The 23,357-nt window shown below is 60.4% G+C and carries 16 protein-coding genes; 8 read left to right on the forward strand and 8 right to left on the reverse strand.

Annotated features, from left to right (window positions below):
* Positions 1–44 precede the first annotated feature (44 nt).
* Positions 45–464, reverse strand: coding sequence for an RNA polymerase-binding protein DksA (gene dksA / locus AC1D2R_RS04585; protein WP_057468524.1), 420 nt, complete (start codon positions 462–464; stop codon positions 45–47).
* A gap of 274 nt (positions 465–738) precedes the next feature.
* Here dksA and AC1D2R_RS04590 point away from each other — a divergent pair, with 274 nt between their 5' ends.
* From AC1D2R_RS04590 to AC1D2R_RS04605, 4 genes are all read left to right on the forward strand, one after another.
* Complete coding sequence (locus AC1D2R_RS04590; RefSeq protein ID WP_477965193.1) at positions 739–1,236, forward strand: SixA phosphatase family protein; 498 nt, start codon at positions 739–741, stop codon at positions 1,234–1,236.
* A 76-nt stretch (positions 1,237–1,312) separates the two neighbouring features.
* A complete protein-coding gene (locus AC1D2R_RS04595) occupies positions 1,313–2,788 on the forward strand; it encodes a YcjX family GTP-binding protein (protein ID WP_477965195.1) in 1,476 nt (491 codons plus the stop codon).
* Entirely contained in the window at positions 2,785–3,870 is a 1,086-nt protein-coding gene (locus AC1D2R_RS04600) for a YcjF family protein (protein ID WP_477965197.1), read from the forward strand. The genes AC1D2R_RS04595 and AC1D2R_RS04600 overlap by 4 nt, the downstream gene beginning before the upstream one ends.
* 204 nt (positions 3,871–4,074) lie before the next feature.
* A complete protein-coding gene (locus tag AC1D2R_RS04605) occupies positions 4,075–4,626 on the forward strand; it encodes a hypothetical protein (RefSeq protein ID WP_477965199.1) in 552 nt (183 codons plus the stop codon).
* A gap of 53 nt (positions 4,627–4,679) precedes the next feature.
* On the opposite strand, the gene folK is transcribed toward AC1D2R_RS04605, so the two are convergent.
* Genes folK through folP form a run of 3 tightly spaced genes read right to left on the reverse strand, consistent with a single transcriptional unit; the run spans position 4,680 to position 6,425 of the window.
* The gene (folK, locus tag AC1D2R_RS04610) at positions 4,680–5,195 is read right to left on the reverse strand and encodes a 2-amino-4-hydroxy-6-hydroxymethyldihydropteridine diphosphokinase (RefSeq protein WP_477965201.1); all 516 of its coding nucleotides are present in this window, start codon (positions 5,193–5,195) and stop codon (positions 4,680–4,682) included.
* Positions 5,188–5,556, reverse strand: coding sequence for a dihydroneopterin aldolase (folB, locus tag AC1D2R_RS04615; RefSeq protein ID WP_477965203.1), 369 nt, complete (start codon positions 5,554–5,556; stop codon positions 5,188–5,190). The genes folK and folB overlap by 8 nt, the downstream gene beginning before the upstream one ends.
* Positions 5,553–6,425, reverse strand: coding sequence for a dihydropteroate synthase (folP, locus tag AC1D2R_RS04620; RefSeq protein ID WP_477965205.1), 873 nt, complete (start codon positions 6,423–6,425; stop codon positions 5,553–5,555). The genes folB and folP overlap by 4 nt, the downstream gene beginning before the upstream one ends.
* Positions 6,426–6,517: 92 nt before the next feature.
* On the opposite strand from folP, the gene AC1D2R_RS04625 reads away from it, so the two are divergent.
* Positions 6,518–7,144: a DUF922 domain-containing Zn-dependent protease gene (locus tag AC1D2R_RS04625; protein ID WP_477965207.1), complete on the forward strand. Its 627-nt coding sequence runs from the start codon at positions 6,518–6,520 to the stop codon at positions 7,142–7,144.
* 285 nt (positions 7,145–7,429) lie between these two features.
* Here the strand turns inward: AC1D2R_RS04625 and AC1D2R_RS04630 are convergent, their stop codons facing one another.
* Together AC1D2R_RS04630 and AC1D2R_RS04635 are read right to left on the reverse strand one after the other, a co-directional pair.
* A complete protein-coding gene (locus AC1D2R_RS04630) occupies positions 7,430–7,750 on the reverse strand; it encodes a 2Fe-2S iron-sulfur cluster-binding protein (protein ID WP_037128298.1) in 321 nt (106 codons plus the stop codon).
* Positions 7,751–7,956: 206 nt separating this feature from the next.
* Entirely contained in the window at positions 7,957–8,325 is a 369-nt protein-coding gene (locus AC1D2R_RS04635) for an Hpt domain-containing protein (RefSeq protein ID WP_477965209.1), read from the reverse strand.
* Between the two features lie 461 nt (positions 8,326–8,786).
* On the opposite strand from AC1D2R_RS04635, the gene AC1D2R_RS04640 reads away from it, so the two are divergent.
* The gene (locus AC1D2R_RS04640) at positions 8,787–15,170 is read left to right on the forward strand and encodes an apolipoprotein A-IV repeat region-like domain-containing protein (RefSeq protein WP_477965211.1); all 6,384 of its coding nucleotides are present in this window, start codon (positions 8,787–8,789) and stop codon (positions 15,168–15,170) included.
* Between the two features lie 498 nt (positions 15,171–15,668).
* On the opposite strand, the gene gyrA is transcribed toward AC1D2R_RS04640, so the two are convergent.
* Positions 15,669–18,476, reverse strand: a complete 2,808-nt coding sequence (gene gyrA / locus AC1D2R_RS04645; protein WP_477965212.1) for a DNA gyrase subunit A — start codon at positions 18,474–18,476, stop codon at positions 15,669–15,671.
* A 225-nt stretch (positions 18,477–18,701) separates the two neighbouring features.
* Here gyrA and AC1D2R_RS04650 point away from each other — a divergent pair, with 225 nt between their 5' ends.
* Positions 18,702–19,343, forward strand: coding sequence for a MarC family protein (locus AC1D2R_RS04650; RefSeq protein ID WP_477965213.1), 642 nt, complete (start codon positions 18,702–18,704; stop codon positions 19,341–19,343).
* 64 nt (positions 19,344–19,407) lie between these two features.
* Here AC1D2R_RS04650 and AC1D2R_RS04655 read toward each other — a convergent pair whose 3' ends face one another.
* Positions 19,408–19,944, reverse strand: a complete 537-nt coding sequence (locus AC1D2R_RS04655; protein ID WP_477965214.1) for a single-stranded DNA-binding protein — start codon at positions 19,942–19,944, stop codon at positions 19,408–19,410.
* 252 nt (positions 19,945–20,196) lie between these two features.
* Between AC1D2R_RS04655 and uvrA the strand changes: the two genes are divergently transcribed.
* Positions 20,197–23,121, forward strand: coding sequence for an excinuclease ABC subunit UvrA (gene uvrA, locus AC1D2R_RS04660; RefSeq protein WP_477965217.1), 2,925 nt, complete (start codon positions 20,197–20,199; stop codon positions 23,119–23,121).
* Positions 23,122–23,357: the final 236 nt, after the last annotated feature.

The raw sequence follows: 23,357 nt of genomic DNA on the forward strand, positions 1-23,357 counted from the left end.
TGCGATCGTCGCAGTGCCTTTTGATTTGACAGACTCTTGAAGCCCTATTCGTCTCGATAGACCTTCTCGCGGCGCTCGTGACGCTCCTGCGCTTCGATGGAAAGCGTAGCGATCGGGCGGGCGTCGAGACGCTTCAGACCGATAGGCTCACCGGTTTCCTCGCAGTAGCCGTAGGTGCCGTCCTCGATACGCTGGAGTGCTGCATCAATCTTCGATATTAGCTTTCTCTGGCGGTCGCGGGCACGCAACTCGATGGCCCTGTCTGTTTCGGAAGACGCCCTGTCAGCGAGATCCGGGTGGTTCGCGCTTTCCTCGGCCAGATGGTCGAGTGTTTCGCGCGCCTCTCTGAGGATGTCGTTTCTCCAGGCGACCAGCTTCGACCTGAAATAGGCCCGCTGATTGCCGTTCATAAACTCTTCCTCTTCCGAGGGTACGTAGTTGCTAAGATCGATCTTCTCACTCAACGCGATTCTCCTGAAGAACATCTCATCTGGCGGCTGTATATCCCGAGCACCGCTTCTGATTCAAGCCCAATACGCAAGGTAAACAGATTTTTAAATCTGTTACATTTTTGAGCTAACAGTCTATTTTTGCGTCATTATTTTGCTTGTGGCATATTTCATGTGGCTGGAGCGACTACCTGTTTTGGTGTAACTTGGTTCCCTGATTTGCCGGCATGGTTGACGCGAGACCTACGCAGCAGCTACTGAAAAAGCTTACTCGAGCGTGGATTTTCCTATGACCGCAATCGTGCCTCCGCCGTCCCGGATCTATCTTTTGCGGCATGCGGAAGCTGCCTGGGCGGCTCCCGGGCAGAGCGATTTCGATCGCCCTCTGAACGAGCAAGGCTACGCAGACGCCGAGATCGTTGCCGACAAGGCAGCCGACAAGGGATACCGGCCCGATCTGGTGCTGAGTTCGACCGCGCTGCGCTGCCGTAACACGGCAGATGCTATCCACCGCGCCATGGGATCGACCGTCGAGATGCGATTCGTCGATGCGCTCTATAACGCCTCTCCCGACATTTATCTTGAAATCATCGGCGCTCAGGAATCGGTGAGTTCCGTAATGCTAATCGGCCATAATCCAACGATGGAACAGACGCTGGAGGCGTTGATCGGACATCGGGCGCTGTCTCAAGCGTTGCCGGCCGGCTTTCCCACGGCCGGTCTTGCCGTACTCGACCGTGACAACGGCTCTGCAAATTGGCGCCTTATAGACTTCGTGATCGACTGATCTCCTTGATGGGGCTCCTTTTCGTATCGAATGGCGGTTCCTATATGGCGTTCTACCATCCAATCGGAATTTCGCCTTGCCCCCCAGCCTGACATCCTTCGCCGACGACGCGCGTATCGCTTTGGAGAACCTCTCCGACCGCGCCACCGGTCTCGTCAACCCAACGATGCGGCTGGGCGTGACGGGACTGTCGCGCTCAGGCAAGACGGTATTCATTTCCTCGCTGGTGCATAATCTGCTGCATGGCGGGCGCCTGCCATTGTTCGAACCGGTGCAGTCGGGCCGCGTGTCTTCCGTGCGTCTCGAACAGCAGCCCGATGATGCGGTGCCACGCTTCCAATACGAGGATCACATTCGCTCTCTGGTGAAGAACCGCAGCTGGCCCGATTCGACACGTGCGATTTCCGAGTTGCGCATCACGCTCGACTATCAGAGCGCCAGCGGCTGGAATCGCTTTTTCTCCCCTGGTCGGCTATCGATCGATATCGTCGACTATCCCGGCGAGTGGCTGCTCGATTTGCCGCTGCTCGCGAAGGACTATCGCATTTTCAGCGAAGAGACCGTCGCACTGGCGCGCAATGGTATCCGCAGCCGGCTCGCGAGCGATTGGCTGACGCTGACGAACGGCTGCGACATCACAGCCCCCGCCGACGAGATGCTGGCGCGCGACCTCGCAACTGCGTATGCCAACTACCTGAAAGCCTGCAAGGCGGACGAACGTTCACTTTCGACACTTCCGCCAGGTCGCTTCCTTCTGCCAGGCGATTTGGACGGCTCACCTGCCCTGACCTTCGCGCCGCTGGTGCTCCCACCGGATGGCAGGGCCGAAAAGGGCTCGCTCTGGGCAATGATGGAGCGGCGCTATGAAGCCTATAAGTCAGTCGTCGTGAAACCCTTCTTCCGAGAGCATTTCGCGCGTCTTGACCGTCAGATCGTCCTCATCGACGCACTTCAGGCGATTAATCGCGGCCCGGAGGCCGTGCAGGATCTTGAACGCGCGCTGACGGACGTTCTCGCCTGCTTCCGGCCTGGCACGAACTCCCTGCTGTCATCCCTCCTCGGCCGCCGCATCGATCGGGTACTCGTCGCGGCCACCAAGGCCGATCATCTTCATCACGAAAGCCATCACCGACTGGACGCATTGACCCGGCGCCTTGTCGATCGCGCCATCCACCGTATCGGCATGACAGGAGCCGGCATTGACGTCATGGCGCTCGCCTCCGTCCGAGCAACCCGGGAAGCCACGGTCAAGCGCGATGGCTACGACCTGCCGGTCATCGTGGGAACGCCAATGGATGGAGAGACGATCGCTGGCGAACACTTCGACGGCCTCAAGAAAACGGCAATTTTTCCTGGTGACCTGCCGGAAAATCCCCAAGCTCTCTTCGAGAGCATTGAATCAGGTGGTCGCAGTGTCCAATTGCCGGATGTGAACGTGGTCCGTTTTCGCCCTCCTCACATAGAGGAGACCGATGGCGGCATCACGCTTTCCGTACCGCATATCCGCCTCGATCGGGCCATGCAATTCCTGTTCGGAGACCGCCTCGCATGATCAAGCCGCCCTCGGATCAGCTGCCTCACCCGCGCCGCGTCCCTGCGGCATTCACCTATGAGGACAACACCGAAACGCGCACTGAAACGAAGCGCCCGACCCGCAAGCCGGCCAACTTCCCCGATCGGATTGTCCTGACTGCCGACGAGGACGATCCGTTTCTCAACCCAGAGAAGGACGTTCCTCCCCTCCCCGTCGCCGCGCCCCGCAAGCGCCGAACGTCGTTCGGGAAGATCGCGCTCGGCGCTTTCGGCGTGTTGTTCTCCCTTGCCTTCGGGCTTTGGACGGACAGCCTTGTCCATAATCTCTTCACCCGCGCCGACTGGCTCGGCTACGCAGCTCTCGCGGCGCTGGCGATCGGTATCCTGGCTGTCATCGCCATCGTCATCAGAGAGACTGCCGGCATGATGCGGCTCGCTGCCGTGCAGGCGATCAAGGCGGAAGCCGAGGAGGCGATCATCGAAACGAAACCAGCCAAGGCGCGAGCGCTTGTGAAAAGCCTAGAAACCCTGCTCACCGACAAGGCTGAGACAGCCAGGGGCCGCGCGACGCTGAAGGCGGCTGAAGGCGACATCATCGATGCCCCGCATCTCATCGCGCTGGCAGAGCGCGAGCTGCTGGCGCCGCTGGACCGGCAGGCGCGCGGCCTGATCGTCAATGCCTCGAAGCGCGTCTCGATCGTCACCGCCGTCAGCCCGCGTGCCATCGTCGACCTCCTCTATGTGCTCTATGAGGCCGCCCGTCTCATACGTGCGATGGCAGAGCTCTATGGCGGAAGACCGGGTACGCTCGGGATGGTTCGGCTTATGCGGGACGTCCTCGCCCATCTCGCCGTCACGGGTTCGATCGCGGTCGGCGACAGCCTCGTACAACAGGTCCTCGGCCACGGCCTCGCATCCAGGCTGTCTGCCCGATTGGGCGAAGGCGTGATCAATGGCCTGATGACCGCGCGCATAGGTATTGCAGCCATGGACCTTTGCCGTCCACTGGCGTTTCGCGCTCTGAAGCGTCCGGGAATCGGCGATTTCATCGGTGATCTGACACCGTCGATATCTCAACGTGACCGAAACGACCAAAGTTGAGTGTTCCTGGGAGGATTCCGATTTTCGGACAAGAATGACCGAAGAGTACGTGCCTAATCAAGGCCTTACTGGAGCTTCGCAACAAGCGCTGGCCGCTGCGAAAAGCCCGCGGTTCCGCCCATTTTCGCGCATTGGAAACCGGCTGTTAACCATTTTCGGCAAAGCTTGGTCCAGTCAAGCGATACGGTTCGCCAAGGAAAATCCATGTACTCGCGCAAGTTTCTCTCTCTATTCGGCCTCGCGGCGATTTCCCTTTCGCCTTTCTGCGATACCGCTCCGGTTGCCACGGCCGCAACCCGTGACAGGGCGTTCTTTCAGTCGGTCGCCGGCAGCTGGAAAGGTCCGGGCGAGATCGTAGCCGGCAAGTACAAGGGTACGAAGTTCAATTGCAACCTTGTAGGCGAGCCTGTGAGCGATGGCAGAAACGGCATCAAACTCGATGGCAGCTGCCGGGTCGGCGTTTTCAAGCAACCGATGACCGCGGTGATTTCCCAGTCGGGTGGCAGCTACAAGGGCAGGTTCCTTGATGGCGCTGCCGGCAAGGGCCTCGATGTCGTTTCGGGCACCGTCACCGACGATACCGTTGTGGTGGGGCTCAACCGTGCCAAGCTGAACGGCGCGATGATTGCCCGTATCCGGGACGACAAAACGATGAACGTAACGGTTTCCGTCAAGGTCGAAAGCCAGATGATACCCGTCATCGGCTTGACGCTCACACGTCAGGTCGATGAGATCACAGTAGGCTCAGTCGAGTAATTGCTGCACGGCAGTCAATCCCAACGAAGCGGCGGACTCCGCCGCTTTTCCATTCAGGCGACACGCCACCAGTCTGAACTTTGATCCGCCACTTCGATCCCCACGACATCGGCCCGTTCCAGCCATTCACCAACGGTAGTTCCGTTGACGACCAGACCCGCGGCAAAATCGGCAAGCGGCATCAGCACGAACCCGCGATCCGTCATGCGCGGATGCGGAAGTTCCAACCTCGACCCATCTTGGCTTAACTGCGCATAGGTCAGGATATCGATATCGAGTGTCCGGGGCCCCCAGCGCTCGATACGCTCCCGCTTCATTCCCCTCTCGATGCCCAGACAGACGTCCAGCAGCGCTTCCGGTGCCAGCGACGTGTCTACCTGCGCACAGGAATTGAAGAAATAGGATTGATCTGTCTTCCCCCATGGCGGGGTGCGATAAAGCCTCGACACGGCGCAAACCTGACAGTCCGCGCGCTCGTCGAGCGCCCGCAGCGCAAAGGCCATGGCATGAACCGGATCGCCGACATTACCGCCAAGGCCGAGTGTCGCGTGAAAAACAGTCTCAGACAAAGTGTTCGACGCTCACCTGAACGAAATCCAGAACGCCGGGAACGGGTGCGTTCGGCTTGCGCACAGTGATCTTCGCACGCGTGATCTGCGGGAACCTCTCACAGAGACCCTTGGCGATATCGAGTGCCAACGCCTCGATCAGATAGCGCCGCTTGCCCGTCACGATCTCCTCGATGACAGTGAACGCAATGCCATAGTTCACCGTATCAGCGATCGAGTCGCTTTCAAGCGCACCTCCTGCGATCACATCGAGTTCGGCGTCAACAAAGAAACGCTGGCCGAGGAACTCCTCCTCGTCGTGGACGCCGTGCCGAGCGAAGAAGGCGCAGTTCTGAAGGGTAATCGTATATGCGGTGCTCATGCCATGCCTTTCCGCTCAAGATCGTCGCGTGCCGTTACCATAGCATCGGCGACGGCCAATGCGTCCCTGTTGATTGCGACATCGTGTACCCGAAAAATTGCAGCCTGCTGAAGGCGCAGGATCACGCTTGTTGCCGCCGTGCCTGCATCCCGGTCCGCAGTATCGCGCCCTGTGATCGCGCCGACAAAGCGCTTGCGCGAAGTGCCAGCAAGCAGGGGGCAGCCCAGGCGATGAAGCTCACCGAAACGAGCCATCAGTTCCATATTCTCATCTGTATCCTTGGCAAATCCGAAACCGGGATCGAGCACAATACGCTCCCGCGCAACGCCGGCGCGTGCCGCGATCTCGAGCGATCGCTCCAGGAACAAAAACTGATCGGCGATCACATCGTCAAGCTTGTCCCGATCCCGACCAGTGTGCATCAGGCACAGGCCTGTACCGGTCTCGGCGGCGATATGCGCGATCTCGGGCTCCCGCTGGAGCCCGAAGATGTCATTGACGATGTGGGCGCCGGCACTGACGCCAAGCCGTGCCGTCTTCGCGCGATAGGTATCGATGGAAATCAGCGCATCCGTCTTCCCACGGAGCGCTTCGACGACAGGCAACACCCGCGCCTGCTCCTCGGACATGCTGACGCTGTCTGCGCCCGGACGCGTGGATTCGCCTCCGATATCGATGACGGCAGCACCATCTTCAACTGCCCGAAGCGCATAAGCGACCGCCGAATCGACGCTTTCGTAGCGTCCGCCGTCGGAAAAGGAATCCGGCGTCACGTTGACGATGGCCATGATGACGGCACGCGAACCGACTTCGATCTCGCGGCCATGCCCGACGCGCCAGAACCTGCTCCCAAGCTGTGCCAACGGCATTCATCCTATCAATCGAAAAAATCGCGATCCATATTGCGCTGGTCGTGGCTATGCCCCAAGCTCCCGCAAACTTCAACATGAGTGTTTGCAGAATGCTGTCTGTGCTGCGTTATATGCCCCTCCTCCTTACGTTTTCCATCTTGGTTCCAGTTGCCGGCCCGGCCGCCGCAGGCGTCGCCGCGACAAAGAGCTATTCATACTTTGATATCAAGGGCAAAACGGCAGACGAACTCGACGAGCAACTGAGCACGCGCGGACCGACTGCCAACGGATCTTCTTCCCGTCATCCCGGAGCGACAAAGATCCGCTTTGGCGGTGACGCCACCTACGTGCAGGAAGGCGGACGCTGCCGCGTGCGAAGTGCCCGGGTCACGGTCCATACCAAGATCATCCTGCCGCGCTGGAACAACCGCAAGGGCGCAAGCAACCAGCTCTCGATGATCTGGGACGCGCTGTCGAGCGACATCAAACGGCACGAAGAGCGTCACGCGGAGATTGCCAAGGCCCAGGCGCGAGCCATGGAGCGAGAGATACTCGCATTGCCGCCGCAGCCGAATTGCGATCGAATGCAGCAGCTTGTGACCGAAGTTTCGAATCGCGCGATCGAAGAGCACGACCGCTTGCAAGCGCGATTCGACCAGATCGAGGCGGTGAACTTCCAGCAGCGGATGATCCGCTTACTCAACAACCGGCTCAAAACGTCAGGCGGCGCAAAATAGCTGATTCTCCAACGAAAAACGACCACATATGTTTAGCCGCACAATGAAAACTGTGCGAAACTCAACACGCCCCAGCGATTGAGTGGTTATTTCTCACCCTAGCTAAGTGAAACACAACGCGCTAATATTCAAGCATTCGAAAGTTCAGCTCCGTCAGTCCGAGCTTTCGTTCCTGGGTTCTCCTGGCGCGTTGCGAAGCCGCGGATGGTCCTCCCTCTTCCGTAGGTAATGCGCCTACCTCGCCTCGCTTGTCTCTCGGCCAGCGAGGCTTTTTTTGTCCAGCAATCAGGCCTGGCGCTCGGGAACGTGAACGGTCAGGCCGTCGAGTGCAGCCTTCATGCGGATCTGACAGGAAAGGCGCGATGTAGGACGGACGTCGAACGCGAAATCCAGCATATCCTCTTCCATGGCTTCCGGCGGCCCAACGCGCTCGGTCCATTCCTCATCGATATAGACATGACAGGTCGCGCAAGCACACGCCCCGCCGCATTCCGCTTCGATTCCCGGCACAGAATTGCGCACTGCATTTTCCATAACGGTCGATCCCTGATCGACATCAAGATCGAAGCGCGTGCCGTCGAAAGCGACAATGGTCAGTTTGGGCATGGTGATTTCCGGTAATTTTCAGTGGGAGGGTCTGGATTTTACTTCCAACAAATCGGCGAGGCAGTCAACAACGACCGCCATCCCCCCATTCATTCCAGATTGAGAAGCGACACGCTTGTCAAAATGCGCCACTGGGGCACGCATAAAAAGACCCGATGCTCCGGCACGGACCAGCGAGTACATCAATGTGCCTGCGATGTGGATGATCAGCGGCAGAGTTTCAGAATGAAATTCTCAGCCTCGATGACCGCGACACCGACCGCCGCCATATTAGCGGCGTCACCGCAATTGCCCTCAAGAGCTTCGGCCGCCCGCGACACCCGGAATGCGCCAACAGCGCTGGCGGCACCCTTGAGCCGATGCGCAGCCGACGTCACTGCCTTCACGTCTCCAGAGGACATTTCGTGAAGGCAGGCCCGTGCCTGCCGTGCGAACATCTGCAGGACCTCCAGTTCCAGCGTCTTGTCGCCCATCGTCTGGTTTGCCAGGTGGACAAGATCAACCGGCCGCTGTTGCGAAGGAGCCGGTCCTTTGCAATTATCGGGCGCCGCGAACGCAATACTGACTGCTGCCATGCCATTTCTCCGTCGTGTTCCCGCTGTTGGATTGATGGTGCGGGGGCGCGGTGGCAATCGCGTTAAATTCGGGCGCATTCAGGGCGGATTTCTCCAGTTATGGTTAACATCCGTTAAACATTACTAAGGTCTTGGTTTTTAAGGGCGGCACATCGGCAGGAAGCGTTAATCAACCGTTAATATCCGTCGATTCGACCGAAGCCGTTAATTGTCTAGCAGGCCCGGATGTGTCACTACGATACGACTGGGCGAGCTCTGCGGCAGATACCTTTGCTCGCCAAGTGTATAATGGTAATGTTTTGATACCGTCTGTATGAAAAAGCAGCTATCCACTCTGAAATGATATGCTTATCCGCTCGCAAATAGCTCGCTGGATAGGTTCAGAGGCGAAGGTTTGGTCCGGGCTTGGCGGAGGCCCGGATCAGTGTTGAACCGGCTGAGATGTAACGAGGCGTAACGGAATGGCGAATAACAAGTACAACGAATCGATCGAGGACAAGGCGTTCAAGGCATTGGACGAGGCCCTTCAGATCGACTTCGAGGACGATAATACGCCGTCTCTCAAAGGTAGAAAGCCCGACGCCCCGGAGGCACCAGTGTCCGAAAAGCCAAGCACGCGCAGTCAGCAGAGCCAGGACGAAAAGAAGCGCCAGCGTGGTAGCACTGCTGCACCCCGCCCCCCCGAACAAGGATCGCGCGCACCGGCCTTCGCCGCCAACGATGCAAACCGGGTGACCCCGGCCTCGCTTCTGAAGTCACTCGACGGCGGCTCGACCCGCCCCGCGATCCGCAACGCGACCGTCGTTTCACTTTTATGGATTGTCGGCGGCCTCGGCCTGATGGCTCTGCTCTATTCGCCGCAGATCTGGCAAATTCGCTCGTTCGCCGATCTAGTTGCACTGCCCGGCGTGATCGCCGGTATGGTCGGCATCGTCGTCCCCGTTCTTCTCTTCTACGCTTTCGCGATCATGATGTCGCGCGCTCAGGATATGCGCAACGCTGCGCGCTCCATGGCTGAAGTCGCACTTCGCCTGTCGGAACCGGAGACGATCGCCTCCGAGCGCATTATGACCGTCGGTCAGGCCGTTCGCCGCGAAGTATCGGCGATGAACGAAGGCATCGAGCGCACGATCGCACGCGCCTCCGAACTCGAAACGCTCGTGCACTCTGAGGTCAACGCGCTCGAACGAAGCTACGCCGACAACGAGTTGCGGGTTCGCGGTCTCGTCCACGAGCTGGGCTCGGAACGCGAGGCGATCGTCAATCACGCCGAACGCATTCGCACCTCGATCGTCGGCGTACACGATCAGCTTCGCGAAGACCTGTCTCTTGCCACTGAAGAGATTGCCGTTCGCCTCGCGACCTCAGGCGAAGCTTTCGCCTCGATGATCGACACGCGCGCCGCGACGATCACCGAAAAGTCGGAATCCGCGATCCAGTCTCTGGGGACGCTCCTTGCTGCCAAGACCGACTCGCTGCTGCAGACATTGACCTCTTCCGGCTTCGCATTGACGAATGAATTCGACACACGGCTGGAGTCGCTGACCGCCACCCTGAGCGATCGCGGCGACCACATCCTGAGCCAGTTCGAGACCCGTGCGTCCACCATGGACAGCAACGCCGAAAAACTCAACTCGGCACTGAACGACCGTGCGCGCCAGCTGAACGAAATTCTGATTGCTCGCACGCGCGATATCAACGAGAGCCTGACAGGTGGTGAACGCACCATCAGCACCACGCTGGACGACGTGCTCGCAAAGCTCAATAGTGCCCTCGACGAGCGAGGCACGACATTCCGCCAGAGCCTCCAGTCGACCGTCGACGACACTATTATGGATCTCGATCTTCGCTCGGGCTTCTTCGACGAGAGGCTTCAGACAACCGTCGCGCAGCTTTCCACCTCATTCGACGACCGCGTGGCAGAATTCACCAACGCCTTTGACAAGCGCGCCGGATCGCTCGACAGCAAGCTCATGGAAAGCCTCAACCGGATCAACGATACGTTGACCGGTGGATCGGACTCGCTGAACGGCATCTTGAGCTCGAGCATCGAACGTATAGGCTCTTCGCTGAGCGATCAGTCCTTTGCGCTGACCACCGCTCTGTCTACGGGCCACGAGGTTCTCGAAAGCACTCTCTCCGGCAAAGTCGACGAAGTCGCGGGCGCCATCAGTGCCCGAACGACGGAGATGACCTCCGCCCTCGCCCACGCAACATCAGAAATCTCGCTGGCGCTTGCCTCCGGCACGTCGGACCTGCACAACAATCTGTCGGCCCGCTCTGCTGAATTCCGCGATACGCTACTATCGGCGACCTCGGATTTGAGCACCGCCGTTTCCGCGGGCACTGAGCAGATCACCTCGGCCTTCGGTCGCGCCGACGATCTGAATTCAATGATCTCGAAGCGCGCCGAGGACATCACGCATGCCCTCGATTTTGCACACGAGCGGATCGACGGCGTCATGTCGGCACGCAGCGGCGCCCTTGTCGAAGCGCTGTCGGCCAACCACAGCCGCTTTGAGAGCACCTTGGCAAGCCGGTCGGATGCGATCATCGAAGCCGTAACGGGAAGCCATGAGCGGTTGGCGGATACGCTGGACGACAAGGCATTGGCCTTGGCGGTTTCGCTGAACGAAAGCCAGACCCGCTTCGAAGAAACGCTCGGAACCCGGGTCGAATCGATCACAAATTCCATCGCAACGGGCCACGACCGTCTTGCAGAAACGCTTGACGACAAGGCGATGGCGCTGGCCATTTCGCTCGACGAAAGCCACARCAGGYTCGCCGACACGCTGGGTCACCATACGGAAGCGATGACAGGCTCGCTCGCAAGCGGCCACGAAAAGCTCGCCGACGCGCTCGATGAAAGWGCAATGGCGCTGGCCATTTCGCTCGACGAGAGCCACAGCAGGCTCRCCGACACGCTGGGTCACCATACGGAAGCGATGACAGGCTCGCTYGCAAGCGGCCACGAAAAGCTCGCCGACGCGCTCGATGAAAGAGCAATGGCGCTGGCCATCTCGATCAACGAGGGCCATGCCCGTCTCGAGGACACGCTCGTCCACCACGCCGAGAGCATTTCAAGCTCACTGACCGGCGGACACGATCGTATCGCACTCACGCTCGAACAGCGTTCCGCCGCGCTCGCCGCCTCGCTCAGCGAGGGACACAACCGCATCGATGACACGCTGGCGCATCGCGCGAACTCGATTACCAATTCCATTGCGACGGTTCACGATCGTCTGGCGGACACGCTTGCCGAGAAGGCAATGTCGCTGGCGATCTCGTTCGGCGACAGCCAGAACAGCTTCGATGAAGCGCTCGAAGCACGCACCAATGCACTGCTCGATTCCGTCGCCGGTGCCGAAGCGCGCGTGGCCGGCGCCTTCACTGACAAAGCCCAGGAAATTCGCAACGCCTACACCGACAACCAGGACCGCCTCGATCGCGCTCTGACCGATCACGCCTCCACGCTCGCCGGAACGCTTTCAAGCGGCACAGACCGTATCGACCTTGTGACCGGCGCTGCCGCTCACCGTATCGAGGGTGGCCTTGCCGCCGCGGCAGATCGCTTCGAGGCCCTGACGGGCAATGTCGCTGCACGCATAGAAGACGGGCTCGGCCACGCTCACGATCGCATTCGAGCAACACTCGACGACCGTACGCAGGCGATTGCCACGACGCTCAGCGAGGCACATGCCCAGGTCAGCGATACGCTTGCCGAACAGGCGACGACAATCGGGGCATCGTTCGCGACCAGCGCCAGCATGCTCGAAATGGCGCTAGAGGATCGAGAGGCGTCCCTGCGCCTGACGATCGACACGAGCGCGCGGGCGCTAGAGGAACGCCTTCGCGACAGCACCGGTCAAATTGCCGGCCGCTTCCAGGACGCGGCGAGCGAGATCTCGCGCTCCACCGAGAGCTTCGCCTCCCATCTCGACCATTCGATCGACAGCATGACTGGTCGCTTCGCCGAGACCGGTTCGCGCGTCGAGGCTGGCCTGACGACACTCGAGAACCGCATTCGCGACGGCGTCGGTGGCGTCGCACAGGAAGTCGATGCTGCAGGTGAGAGACTGTCCGCAACGCTCTCCGGCGGCGTTTCCCGTCTCGCCATGCTCGGCGAGGAAGCATCCGGCCGTATCGCAGCAACACTCGACAGCAGTGTTTCGAAATTCGGTGAAACCATCGATGGCCGTACGCGCAATATGGCTTCCGAAATCGACAACCGCGCCGCCAATCTCACGGCTGGGATCGATGCGCGCACGGCGAGCATCGGCGACGCACTGGATCGCGGCACCGCCCATCTCGATGAGCGTCTGTCGACAATGGACCGCGCGCTGACCGTCGGCCTCGACGCCGTCAACCGCACCATCGAGGGTAAGGCTGCAGGTCTTGCGGCATCGCTTCGCAACGCAGTCGCCGACACGACGCAAGGCATGGACGACGAAGCGATGCGCGCCGCCGCCAGCCTTAGCCAGACCGGCCAGCAATTCGCCGAGGGGCTTGATTCACGAAGCAGTGAGTTCGCCCGCACCATGGAGGCGCGGTCCGAGCAGATCGTCAGCCGCGTTTCCGAAGCGCAGAACCGGCTTGCCGGCCAGGCAGCAGCCGTTGCACAAACCTTCTCCGAGGCCGGGAACGCGATCATCAACAAGGTAGCCGAAGCCGAGACGCTCGTCAGTGGCCAGGTCGGCGCCATCTCGCATGCCCTGAGCGACGCGCAAGCGACGTTCGAAAGCCACGGCACGGACATTCGCACCACGATCTCAACCGCCAGCCAGGAAATCGCCTCCACCATGGCTGAGGTTGACCGTGCGCTCGAAGCACGCGGAAACTCGATTCGTGCCTCGCTCGACGATCGCACCCGCGAGCTCAATTCGATGCTGGCCGGGCGCTCCTCGGAACTGTCGCGCATCATCGAAGAAACAGCCCGCCCGCTGATCGACCGCTATGCGGAGACCGGCAGGGAAGCTGCCTCCCAGATCGTTGCCGCAACCCAGCAGAGCACGGAGAGCCTGCGGACGGAGAATACGGCATTGATCGATGCAATCGCGGCCCGCACGGAGCGCGCCGCCACTGCGGTCGGCGCGATGGAGAACAGCCTGTTGTCCAACGTCAACAGGCTGATAGAGCGCCTGTCCGACAACAGCGCCTCGATGGGCCAGATGATGAGCCGCGCCGCCGAAGATCTGACTGCAGTCGATAGCCGTCTCGGCGACACGACATCGCGCTTCACCGAATCCGCGTCAAAGGCCGCGGACATGGTATCCGCCTCAACCCGCCTGCTCGAAGGCAAGGTGGATCGCCTCTCGGATATATCGGGCCAGACGCTCGCTCAGGTCGGCAGCATCATCGGGCGCTTCGACGAACACTCTAAGGTGCTCGGCCAGGCATCGGGCCTGCTCGCCGCCGCGCAGTCGAACCTCGTCTCGACGCTGGAAGACCGCGAGTCAGCACTGCAGAACCTCTCCATCGGTCTGGTTCAGCGCTCGGAGGAAATTGAAAAGACGATGCGCGCTCTTGGCGGCATGGTCGAATCCGCCTTCGATCGCGCCGAGCAGCGCTCGGGCCACATCAGCGGCAATCTGCGACAAGGCATTCAGGCCTCGCTCGCCGATATCGGCAACACCCTCACGGAAGCGGAAAAGCGCGCTACCGAGGCCGCCGAGGCGATGCGCAGCGCCGTCGCAAAGGCAAGCGAAGACGCGAATTCGACCATCGATAGCACCTTCACCAATGCCGAACGCCGCTCTGGCGACCTTGCCGATCGCCTACGCGGCGGCCTGACTGCATCTCTTTCGGATGTCGAGCGCATGTTCGGCGAAGCCGGTCGCGTATCGGATGGCGCAGCACAGCAGCTTCGTGAATCGTTGCGTGAGGCAGTCGACGAAGCAGTGTCGCGCTTCTCCGGCGCTACCGAGGAAATTCGCCGCTCTGCTGGTGATATCCGCAGGGAGCTCGATATGACCCGCAGCGAATTGAAGCGCGGCGCCTTCGATCTTCCAGAAGAGGCAAAGGAAAGTGCTGCCGCGATGCGGCGCGCCGTGTCGGAGCAGATCAAGGCGTTGCAGGATATTTCGCACATCGTCGGTCGCTCCACACAGCAGCTGGAAATCTCCGAGCCCGCACCTCAGATCCAGCCTGCCCCCCGTCCGACCCAAGCCGCTATCGCCCCGCAGGCGCAGCAACCGGCACCGGTCGTGGCCCCGTCGCCACAGCCTGCCTCCACTTCGATCCCCACAGCGGCGATCGAAGGTTTCGGTCTGCGTGGCACACTGACGCCGCCTCCTTCCGTCCCCGCCGCACAGCAGCGCCCGCAGACCGTTGCACCCACTTCGACACAGGCCTCCGGCGGATGGATCAGCGACCTGCTGCGTGGCGCATCGCGTGATGAGACAGCGGAAGAAGAAGCACCATTGCGTCAACCGGCGCCGCGGGCCGAAGCGCCGGTGCAGGCTGCGGCAGCGCAGCGTGGCACCGATAACCGCAATCCGCGCCACGTCGTTGAATCCCTGAACTCTCTCTCCGTCGACATCGCGCGCGCCATCGATCACGACGCATCCGTCGATTTGTGGCGCCGGTATCAGCGCGGCGAACGCGACGTCTTCACACGCAGGCTCTACACGCTGAAGGGCCAGCAGACCTTCGACGAGATCAAGCATAAATACGATCGCGAGCCGGAGTTCCGCACGGCCGTCAGCCGCTACATCGCCGACTTCGAGAAGCTGCTTGCCGACGTTGCCCGTACGGACCGAGATAAGACCATCACCCAATCCTATCTCACGTCAGACACCGGGAAGGTCTACACCATGCTCGCACACGCGGCGGGCCGACTGAACTGACGAGCTTCGGCGGAAGTCCGGTTAGGCCGACAGGAACTGCCAAAATTACGTCAGGAGGCCGTATCGGAAACGATGCGGCCTTTTTGATGCCGATTCTGAGAATACTGAGCATCGTTGTGTCGATCCGCGCGCGATGGGCGCAAAGCTGAAACAGTGCAACGACGGAGCTGCCCCGGTAGGTAGTGAGGATCGTCCCTTCGCGGAAATCACGCCCTCGCAAGCTGAAGCGTCCGCGCCCGTCTGGCTTCCTGCGAACAATCGCACGGCCGTAGGAACCTGCATGCCACTGATGCCGTTCCGAGGCTTCGACGTGGCAATGGATAGCGGCGGCTTCGTTTCGACGCCTGGTCGCCCACCAGCAGTGTACCCTGCACAACGACGGCCACGCACCACACCCAGCATACAAAAAAAGCCTGGATCAATCCATCGGATATGATCCAGGCCTGTTCGTTGTCGTGCTTCAGTCAGGGCTGCGGACGCTACCTGCCCTGAGCGAGATCAGGCCTCCGCTTCCGGAGCCTCGTCGCCGACGGCAGGCGTGATGTGATCGGCATTCGGCGCGGCGTCATCGCCGTTCTCAACCGTGTCTTCTGCCTCTTCCTCCGGCTCGCTGATGCGTTCGACGGAGACGACCTTCTCATCCTTGGCCGTCGAGAAGATGGTGACGCCCTTCGTTGCGCGGCTGGCAATGCGGATGCCGCCCACCGGCACGCGGATGAGCTGGCCACCGTCCGAAACCAGCATGATCTGGTCGCCGTCATCGACCGGGAAGGCCGCAACAAGCGCGCCGATTTCGCTGGTTTTCGACGTATCAGTGGCTCGAATGCCCTTGCCGCCTCGGCCGGAGATCCGGAAGTCGTAGGACGACGAGCGCTTGCCGTAGCCCTTCTCGGAAACGGTCAGCACGAACTGCTCGCGCGCCTTCAGTTCCTCGTAGCGGTCGTCGCTGAGCTGCCCTTCCTCGGTTACTTCCTCGCCAACCAGCGAGATTTCTTCTGCATCGCCGGTCGCCAGCCGGCGTTCGGTGGCCGTCCGTTTCAGGTAGGCCGCACGCTCCCACGGCTCGGCATCGACATGGCCGACGATGGTCATCGAGATGATCCGATCGTTGCCGCCGAGATTGATGCCCCGCACTCCGATCGAATTACGCCCGGCGAAAACGCGCACGTCATCGACGGCGAAGCGGATGCACTGCCCGAGCGCCGTCGTCAGAAGGACGTCGTCATGTTCGGTGCAGGTCTCGACGGAAAGGATTTCATCACCCTCCTCATCGAGCTTCATCGCGATCTTGCCGTTTCGGTTGACCTGGACGAAGTCGGAAAGCTTGTTACGGCGAACCGTGCCGCGCGTCGTCGAGAACATGACGTCGAGCGTATCCCAGCTGTCTTCGTCCTCAGGCAGCGGCAGGATCGTCGTGATTCGTTCGCCGGGTTCCAGTGGCAGCATGTTGATCAGCGCTTTACCACGCGACGTCGGCGTGCCGATCGGAAGCCGGTAGACCTTCTCCTTGTAAACGATACCACGTGACGAGAAGAACAGAACCGGCGTATGCGTGTTCAAGACGAACAGCTGACTAACAAAATCTTCATCTCTCGTCGTCATGCCGGAGCGGCCCTTGCCGCCGCGGCGCTGCGCGCGATAGGTCGTCAGAGGCACGCGCTTGATATAGCCGAGATGGGAAACGGTAACGACCATGTCCTCTCGGGCGATGAGGTCTTCATCGTCCATCTCAAGACCGCCGTCGAGGATCTCTGTCCGACGCGGCGTGCCGAATTCGTCGCGAACCGCCGTCAGTTCGTCCTTCACAATTGTCTGGATGCGCAGCCGCGAAGAAAGAATGTCGAGGTAGTCCTTGATCTCTTCACCGATCTTGTTGAGTTCGTCGCCGATTTCGTCGCGACCGAGCGCCGTCAAGCGAGCGAGGCGCAGTTCGAGGATAGCCCGCGCCTGCTCTTCCGAGAGGTTGTAGGTCATGTCCTCGTTGATGCGATGACGGGGGTCATCAATCAGGCGGATCAAGCTTTCGACGTCGGACGCAGGCCAGCGGCGTGTCATCAGTTGCTCGCGCGCCGTCTGCGGATCCGGTGCCTGCCGGATCACGCGGATGACCTCGTCGATGTTGGCGACGGCAATCGCCAGGCCGACTAACACGTGGGCGCGCTCACGTGCCTTGCGCAGCAGGAATTTTGTTCGGCGGCTAACGACTTCCTCGCGGAAGGAGACGAAAGCATGCAGCATGTCGAGCAACGTCAGCTGCTCCGGCTTGCCGCCGTTCAGCGCCACCATGTTGCAGCCGAAGGATGTCTGCAGCGGCGTGTAGCGGTAGAGCTGGTTGAGGATGACTTCCGCATTGGCATCGCGCTTCAGCTCGACGACGACGCGATAACCCTGCCGGTCGGATTCGTCGCGGAGGTCCGAGATGCCCTCGATGCGCTTGTCGCGCACGAGCTCGGCCATCTTCTCGATCATCGTCGACTTGTTCACCTGAAATGGAATCTCGGTGATGATGATCTGTTCGCGATCGCCGCGCATCGGCTCGATGGTGGCAACGCCGCGCATGATGACCGAACCACGGCCGGTCTCATAGGCCGAACGGATGCCGGCGCGGCCAAGGATCTTGGCGCCAGTCGGGAAGTCGGGCCCCGGAATGATCTGCATGATGTCAGGCAGCTCGATCGCGGGATTTTCGATCAGTGCGATGCAGCCATCGATGACTTCGGACAGATTATGCGGCGGAATGTTCGTCGCCATGCCGACGGCGATACCGCCCGCTCCGTTGACCAGAAGATTCGGGAATTTCGCGGGAACGACGACAGGCTCGGAGAGCGTGCCGTCATAGTTGTCGCGAAAATCGACCGTTTCCTTGTCGAGATCGTCGAGCAGAGAATGCGCGGCCTTTTCGAGACGGCATTCGGTGTAACGTTCAGCCGCGGGCGGATCGCCGTCGACAGAGCCGAAATTGCCCTGACCGTCGATCAGCGGCAGGCGAAGGGACCAATCCTGCGCCATACGTGCCAGGGCATCGTAAATCGCCGAGTTGCCGTGCGGATGGAATTTACCCATCACGTCACCGGTAACGCGGGCGCACTTGACGTATTTTTTGTTCCAGTCGATGCCGAGCTCGGACATGCCGTAGAGAATACGCCGATGCACGGGCTTCAGGCCGTCGCGCACATCAGGAAGCGCGCGACTGACGATGACGCTCATCGCGTAATCGAGATACGACCGCTGCATTTCCTCCATAATGGAGATGGGCTCAATGCCTGGCGGGAGCTTCCCGCCGCCGGGGGGTGTTTGCTCAGTCAAAACGGATCACGATCTCTTCTAGAATCACTTGAAGATTTATAGCGGAAAGGCTGTTAATACGCCAATTTTGGCAAGGGTTTTGAACAGGCTTTTGCAGTCAAAAGAAGGCAAATCAAGCCTTTTGGAGCGGCATTCACGCTATCCGAGCAAAGCTATTTGCCAAACTGATTTCCCGGCATCACAATCGCCCCATACCGAGCCGCTATATGGGCTCATGGAGAGACGATGGCAAGCGCCGACCAACTCATTAACGCCTTCACGACGTTGCTCGTCACCATCGATCCGCCGGGTCTGGCGCCGATATTTCTCGGGCTGACGGTCGGCATGAGCCGCGGCCAGCGAAAGCAGGTCGCCATGCGCGGCACGATCATCGCTTTCATCATTCTTGCCATCTTCGCCCTTTTCGGTGCGAGCGTCCTCGGTGTACTCGGCATCTCGATCGGCGCCTTCCGTATCGCCGGCGGTCTGCTGCTCTTCTGGATCGCCTTCGAGATGGTGTTCGAGAAGCGGCAGGACCGCAAGGAGAAGACGAGCACGACCGCAATCACCGTCGATCACATCCACAATATCTCTGTCTTTCCGCTGGCGATCCCGCTGATATCCGGCCCTGGTGCGATTTCTGCGACCATCCTGATATCGGGCTCGATGCAGGGCTCACTTGAACGCGCGCAACTGATCATCGTCATCGCCGCGAGCCTGCTGCTGCTGTTCCTCGCGCTGCTCATTGCAGACCGGGTCGACCGCTTTCTCGGTGTCACCGGCCGGGCTATCCTGACGCGCCTGCTTGGTGTCATCCTGGCGGCGCTTGCGACCCAGTTCGTGGTCGATGGCGTCAAGTCCGTGATGAACACGGTACCAGCTGGCTGACACCCCCAAATCAAAACGGCGCACCCATGGTGCGCCGCCAAAAAGGTTCCGGTAGATCATTCGATCAGAACGGAATATCGTCGTCGAGATCACGCGAGAAGTTTCCGCCACCACCGCCAGTGCCACTGCCGCCACCGCTGCGCCCGGACGACTGCGACGGAGCGCCATAATCGTCGCCACCACCGAAATCGTTGCCGCCACTACGACCGCCGCCGAAGCCAGAACCGGAGCTTGCACCGCCGCCCTCGCCACGACCATCAAGCATCGTCAGCGTGGAGCCGAAGCCCTGCAGCACGACTTCCGTCGAATAGCGGTCCTGGCCCTGCTGGTCCTGCCACTTGCGGGTCTGCAACGCCCCTTCGATATAAAGCTTGGCGCCCTTCTTCACATACTGCTCGACGACCTTGCAGAGTCCTTCGTTGAAGACGACTACGGTGTGCCACTCGGTCTTTTCGCGACGCTCGCCAGAATTTCGGTCGCGCCAGGTTTCAGACGTCGCAATACGCAGATTGGCGATCGGCCGACCGTCCTGCGTACGACGAATTTCGGGGTCTGCACCCACGTTTCCGATCAAAATGACCTTGTTTACGCTACCCGCCATACTTCTCACCCTACCTGCCGCCCTGCCCGGCGATGCTTGAAACAATCGGTGCACCTTAAACCATTGAGGACGCGCATTGGGCATCCATGCCACGTTCATCCACAAGGAATTTTGTTCTTTCTTTGTTCTAGTTTATCCCTATGATCCTGTCAACCGAATCGAAAACCTTGCACCCATTATGGACATTCAGCCTCGACTCGCCCGCCGGCATCACTAAATAAGGGGCTTGTTCCAGCACAGAAGCAGAAGACGATGAGCGAATTGAAGACGATTTCCATCCGCGGCGCGCGTGAGCACAATCTGAAGGGCATTGACCTAGATCTGCCGCGCAACAAGCTGATCGTCATGACGGGGCTATCCGGTTCGGGCAAGTCCTCGCTTGCTTTCGACACCATCTACGCGGAGGGACAACGCCGCTACGTCGAGAGTCTTTCGGCCTATGCTCGTCAATTCCTGGAGATGATGCAGAAGCCCGACGTCGACCAGATCGACGGGTTGTCGCCGGCAATTTCCATCGAGCAGAAGACGACCTCGCGCAATCCGCGCTCTACGGTCGGCACCGTGACCGAAATCTACGACTACATGCGGCTGCTTTTCGCGCGCGTCGGCGTTCCCTATTCGCCGGCAACCGGCCTGCCGATCGAGAGCCAGACGGTCAGCCAGATGGTAGACCGCATCCTCGATTTCGGCGAAGGCACACGCCTCTACATACTTGCTCCGCTCGTGCGCGGCCGCAAAGGCGAGTACAAGAAGGAACTTGCGGAGCTCATGAAAAAGGGCTTCCAGCGCGTCAAGGTGGACGGCCAGTTCTACGAAATCGCCGATGCCCCAACCCTCGACAAGAAGTACAAGCATGACATCGATGTCGTGGTCGACCGCATCGTCGTGCGTTCCGACGTCTCGGCGCGCCTCGCCGACAGCCTTGAGACGTCGCTGAAGCTCGCCGACGGCCTCGCCGTTGCCGAATTCGCAGACAAGCCGCTGCCACCAGAGGAAACCGCAGCCGGCGGCTCCGCCAACAAGTCGCTGAACGAAACCCACGAGCGCGTGCTGTTCTCGGAAAAGTTCGCCTGCCCGGTCTCAGGCTTCACCATACCTGAAATCGAACCGCGGCTCTTCTCGTTCAACAACCCGGCCGGCGCCTGCCCGACCTGCGACGGTCTTGGCGCGCAGCAAAAGATCGATGCGAACCTGATCGTGCCGGAAACCGAGCGCACGCTCCGCGACGGCGCGATCGCGCCATGGGCCAAATCGTCGTCGCCCTACTACAATCAGACACTCGAAGCCCTCGGCAAGCACTGTGGCTTCAAGCTCGGAGCACGCTGGAGCGATCTTTCCGAGAACGCGCGGGATGTCATTCTCAACGGCACGGACGAGAAGATCGAGTTTCACTACGCCGACGGCGCGCGCTCCTACACGACGCATAAGAACTTCGAAGGCATCATTACCAATCTCGAGCGCCGCTGGAAGGAGACGGACTCCGCCTGGGCTCGCGAGGAGATTGAACGCTACATGTCGGCGGCACCCTGCCCGGCCTGCAATGGCTTCCGCTTGAAGCCCGAAGCCTTGGCTGTGAAGATCAATACGCTGCATATCGGCCAGGTCACTCAGATGTCGATCCGCGTCGCGCGTGACTGGTTCGAAACGCTGCCGCAGAGCTTCACGGCCAAGCAGAACGAAATTGCCGTGCGTATTCTGAAGGAAATCCGTGAACGCTTGCGCTTCCTCAACGACGTCGGCCTGGATTATCTCAGCCTCTCGCGCAATTCGGGCACTCTGTCGGGCGGCGAAAGCCAGCGTATTCGCCTCGCCTCTCAGATTGGATCGGGTCTGACCGGCGTCTTGTACGTCCTCGACGAGCCTTCGATCGGCTTGCACCAGCGGGACAATGCCCGGCTGCTCGACACGCTGAAGCACCTACGCGATATCGGCAACACTGTCATCGTTGTCGAGCATGACGAGGATGCGATCCTGACGGCCGACGACGTGGTCGATATCGGCCCGGCGGCCGGCATCCATGGCGGTCAAGTGATCGCCCACGGTACGCCACAGGACATCATGGCAAATCCGCAGTCGTTGACCGGCAAATATCTCTCGGGCGAGCTCGGCGTTCCGGTTCCCGACGAGCGGCGCAAGCCCAAGAAGAATAAAGAGATCAAGGTGGTCGGAGCCCGAGGCAACAACCTGAAAAACGTCACCGCGTCCATCCCGCTCGGGGTCTTCACTGCCGTGACTGGCGTTTCAGGTGGCGGCAAGTCCACTTTCCTGATCGAGACGCTCTACAAGTCAGCCGCCCGCCGCGTCATGGGTGCCCGCGAAAACCCGGCCGATCACGACCGCATCGACGGTTTCGAACATATCGACAAGGTGATCGATATCGACCAGTCGCCGATCGGCCGTACGCCGCGTTCCAACCCGGCGACCTACACGGGTGCCTTCACGCCGATCCGTGATTGGTTCGCCGGTCTGCCGGAAGCAAAGGCACGCGGCTACCAGCCGGGCCGCTTCTCGTTCAACGTCAAGGGCGGACGCTGCGAGGCATGCCAGGGCGACGGCGTCATCAAGATCGAGATGCATTTCCTGCCGGATGTCTACGTCACCTGTGATGTGTGCCACGGCAAGCGCTACAACCGCGAAACGCTGGATGTAACCTTCAAGCAGAAATCCATCGCCGACGTGCTCGACATGACGGTCGAGGAGGGCGTCGATTTCTTCGCTGCCGTTCCGGCCGTCCGTGACAAGCTGCAGGCCCTGAAGGACGTCGGACTTGGCTACATCAAGGTCGGCCAGCAGGCAAACACCCTCTCGGGCGGTGAGGCGCAGCGCGTCAAGCTCGCCAAGGAGCTGTCGAAGCGCTCGACCGGCCGCACGCTCTATATCCTGGACGAACCGACGACCGGCCTGCATTTCCACGACGTGGCCAAGCTGCTGGAAATGCTTCAGGAACTCGTCAACCAGGGCAACTCAGTGGTGGTAATCGAACACAACCTCGAAGTCATCAAGACAGCCGACTGGATCCTCGACTTCGGTCCGGAAGGGGGTGACGGGGGCGGCGAGATCGTCGCGGTCGGCACGCCGGAGACGATCATCAAGGAGAAGCGCTCCTACACCGGCCAGTTCCTTAAAGAGCTGCTAGAACGGCGTCCGGTACGGAAGGCCGTCGCGGCGGCGGAATGATGCTGAGGCTGACGTGAGGTGTCGAAGGTGGAAGCGCGCTGACGGACAGGTGTCATACAGCTCCTTGGGTGCCGCTCGTATCCGCAGTTAAAGACAATGGCGCAGGGATGGTTGCGACGAAGTGTGGATGGAACGGAGGTCGCGCACTGTCGCGCATTCGGTTTTCAAGAAACGGGTCGCCGCAAGCCTCCTCACGGGCCAGGATGGAATATTGTCGATACGGCGAATGACATCGC

Source organism: Rhizobium sp. P1_C7 (assembly GCF_056406295.1).

What these genes read in the sequence shown, in the direction of transcription:
- AC1D2R_RS04625 (WP_477965207.1), top strand. Translation starts at nt 6,518, where the DNA reads ATGCTGTCTGTGCTGCGTTATATGCCCCTCCTCCTTACGTTTTCCATC.
- folP (WP_477965205.1), bottom strand. Translation starts at nt 6,425, where the DNA reads ATGCCGTTGGCACAGCTTGGGAGCAGGTTCTGGCGCGTCGGGCATGGC.
- AC1D2R_RS04630 (WP_037128298.1), bottom strand. Translation starts at nt 7,750, where the DNA reads ATGCCCAAACTGACCATTGTCGCTTTCGACGGCACGCGCTTCGATCTT.
- AC1D2R_RS04655 (WP_477965214.1), bottom strand. Translation starts at nt 19,944, where the DNA reads ATGGCGGGTAGCGTAAACAAGGTCATTTTGATCGGAAACGTGGGTGCA.
- AC1D2R_RS04600 (WP_477965197.1), top strand. Translation starts at nt 2,785, where the DNA reads ATGATCAAGCCGCCCTCGGATCAGCTGCCTCACCCGCGCCGCGTCCCT.
- AC1D2R_RS04605 (WP_477965199.1), top strand. Translation starts at nt 4,075, where the DNA reads ATGTACTCGCGCAAGTTTCTCTCTCTATTCGGCCTCGCGGCGATTTCC.
- uvrA (WP_477965217.1), top strand. Translation starts at nt 20,197, where the DNA reads ATGAGCGAATTGAAGACGATTTCCATCCGCGGCGCGCGTGAGCACAAT.
- AC1D2R_RS04635 (WP_477965209.1), bottom strand. Translation starts at nt 8,325, where the DNA reads ATGGCAGCAGTCAGTATTGCGTTCGCGGCGCCCGATAATTGCAAAGGA.
- folB (WP_477965203.1), bottom strand. Translation starts at nt 5,556, where the DNA reads ATGAGCACCGCATATACGATTACCCTTCAGAACTGCGCCTTCTTCGCT.
- AC1D2R_RS04590 (WP_477965193.1), top strand. Translation starts at nt 739, where the DNA reads ATGACCGCAATCGTGCCTCCGCCGTCCCGGATCTATCTTTTGCGGCAT.
- AC1D2R_RS04650 (WP_477965213.1), top strand. Translation starts at nt 18,702, where the DNA reads ATGGCAAGCGCCGACCAACTCATTAACGCCTTCACGACGTTGCTCGTC.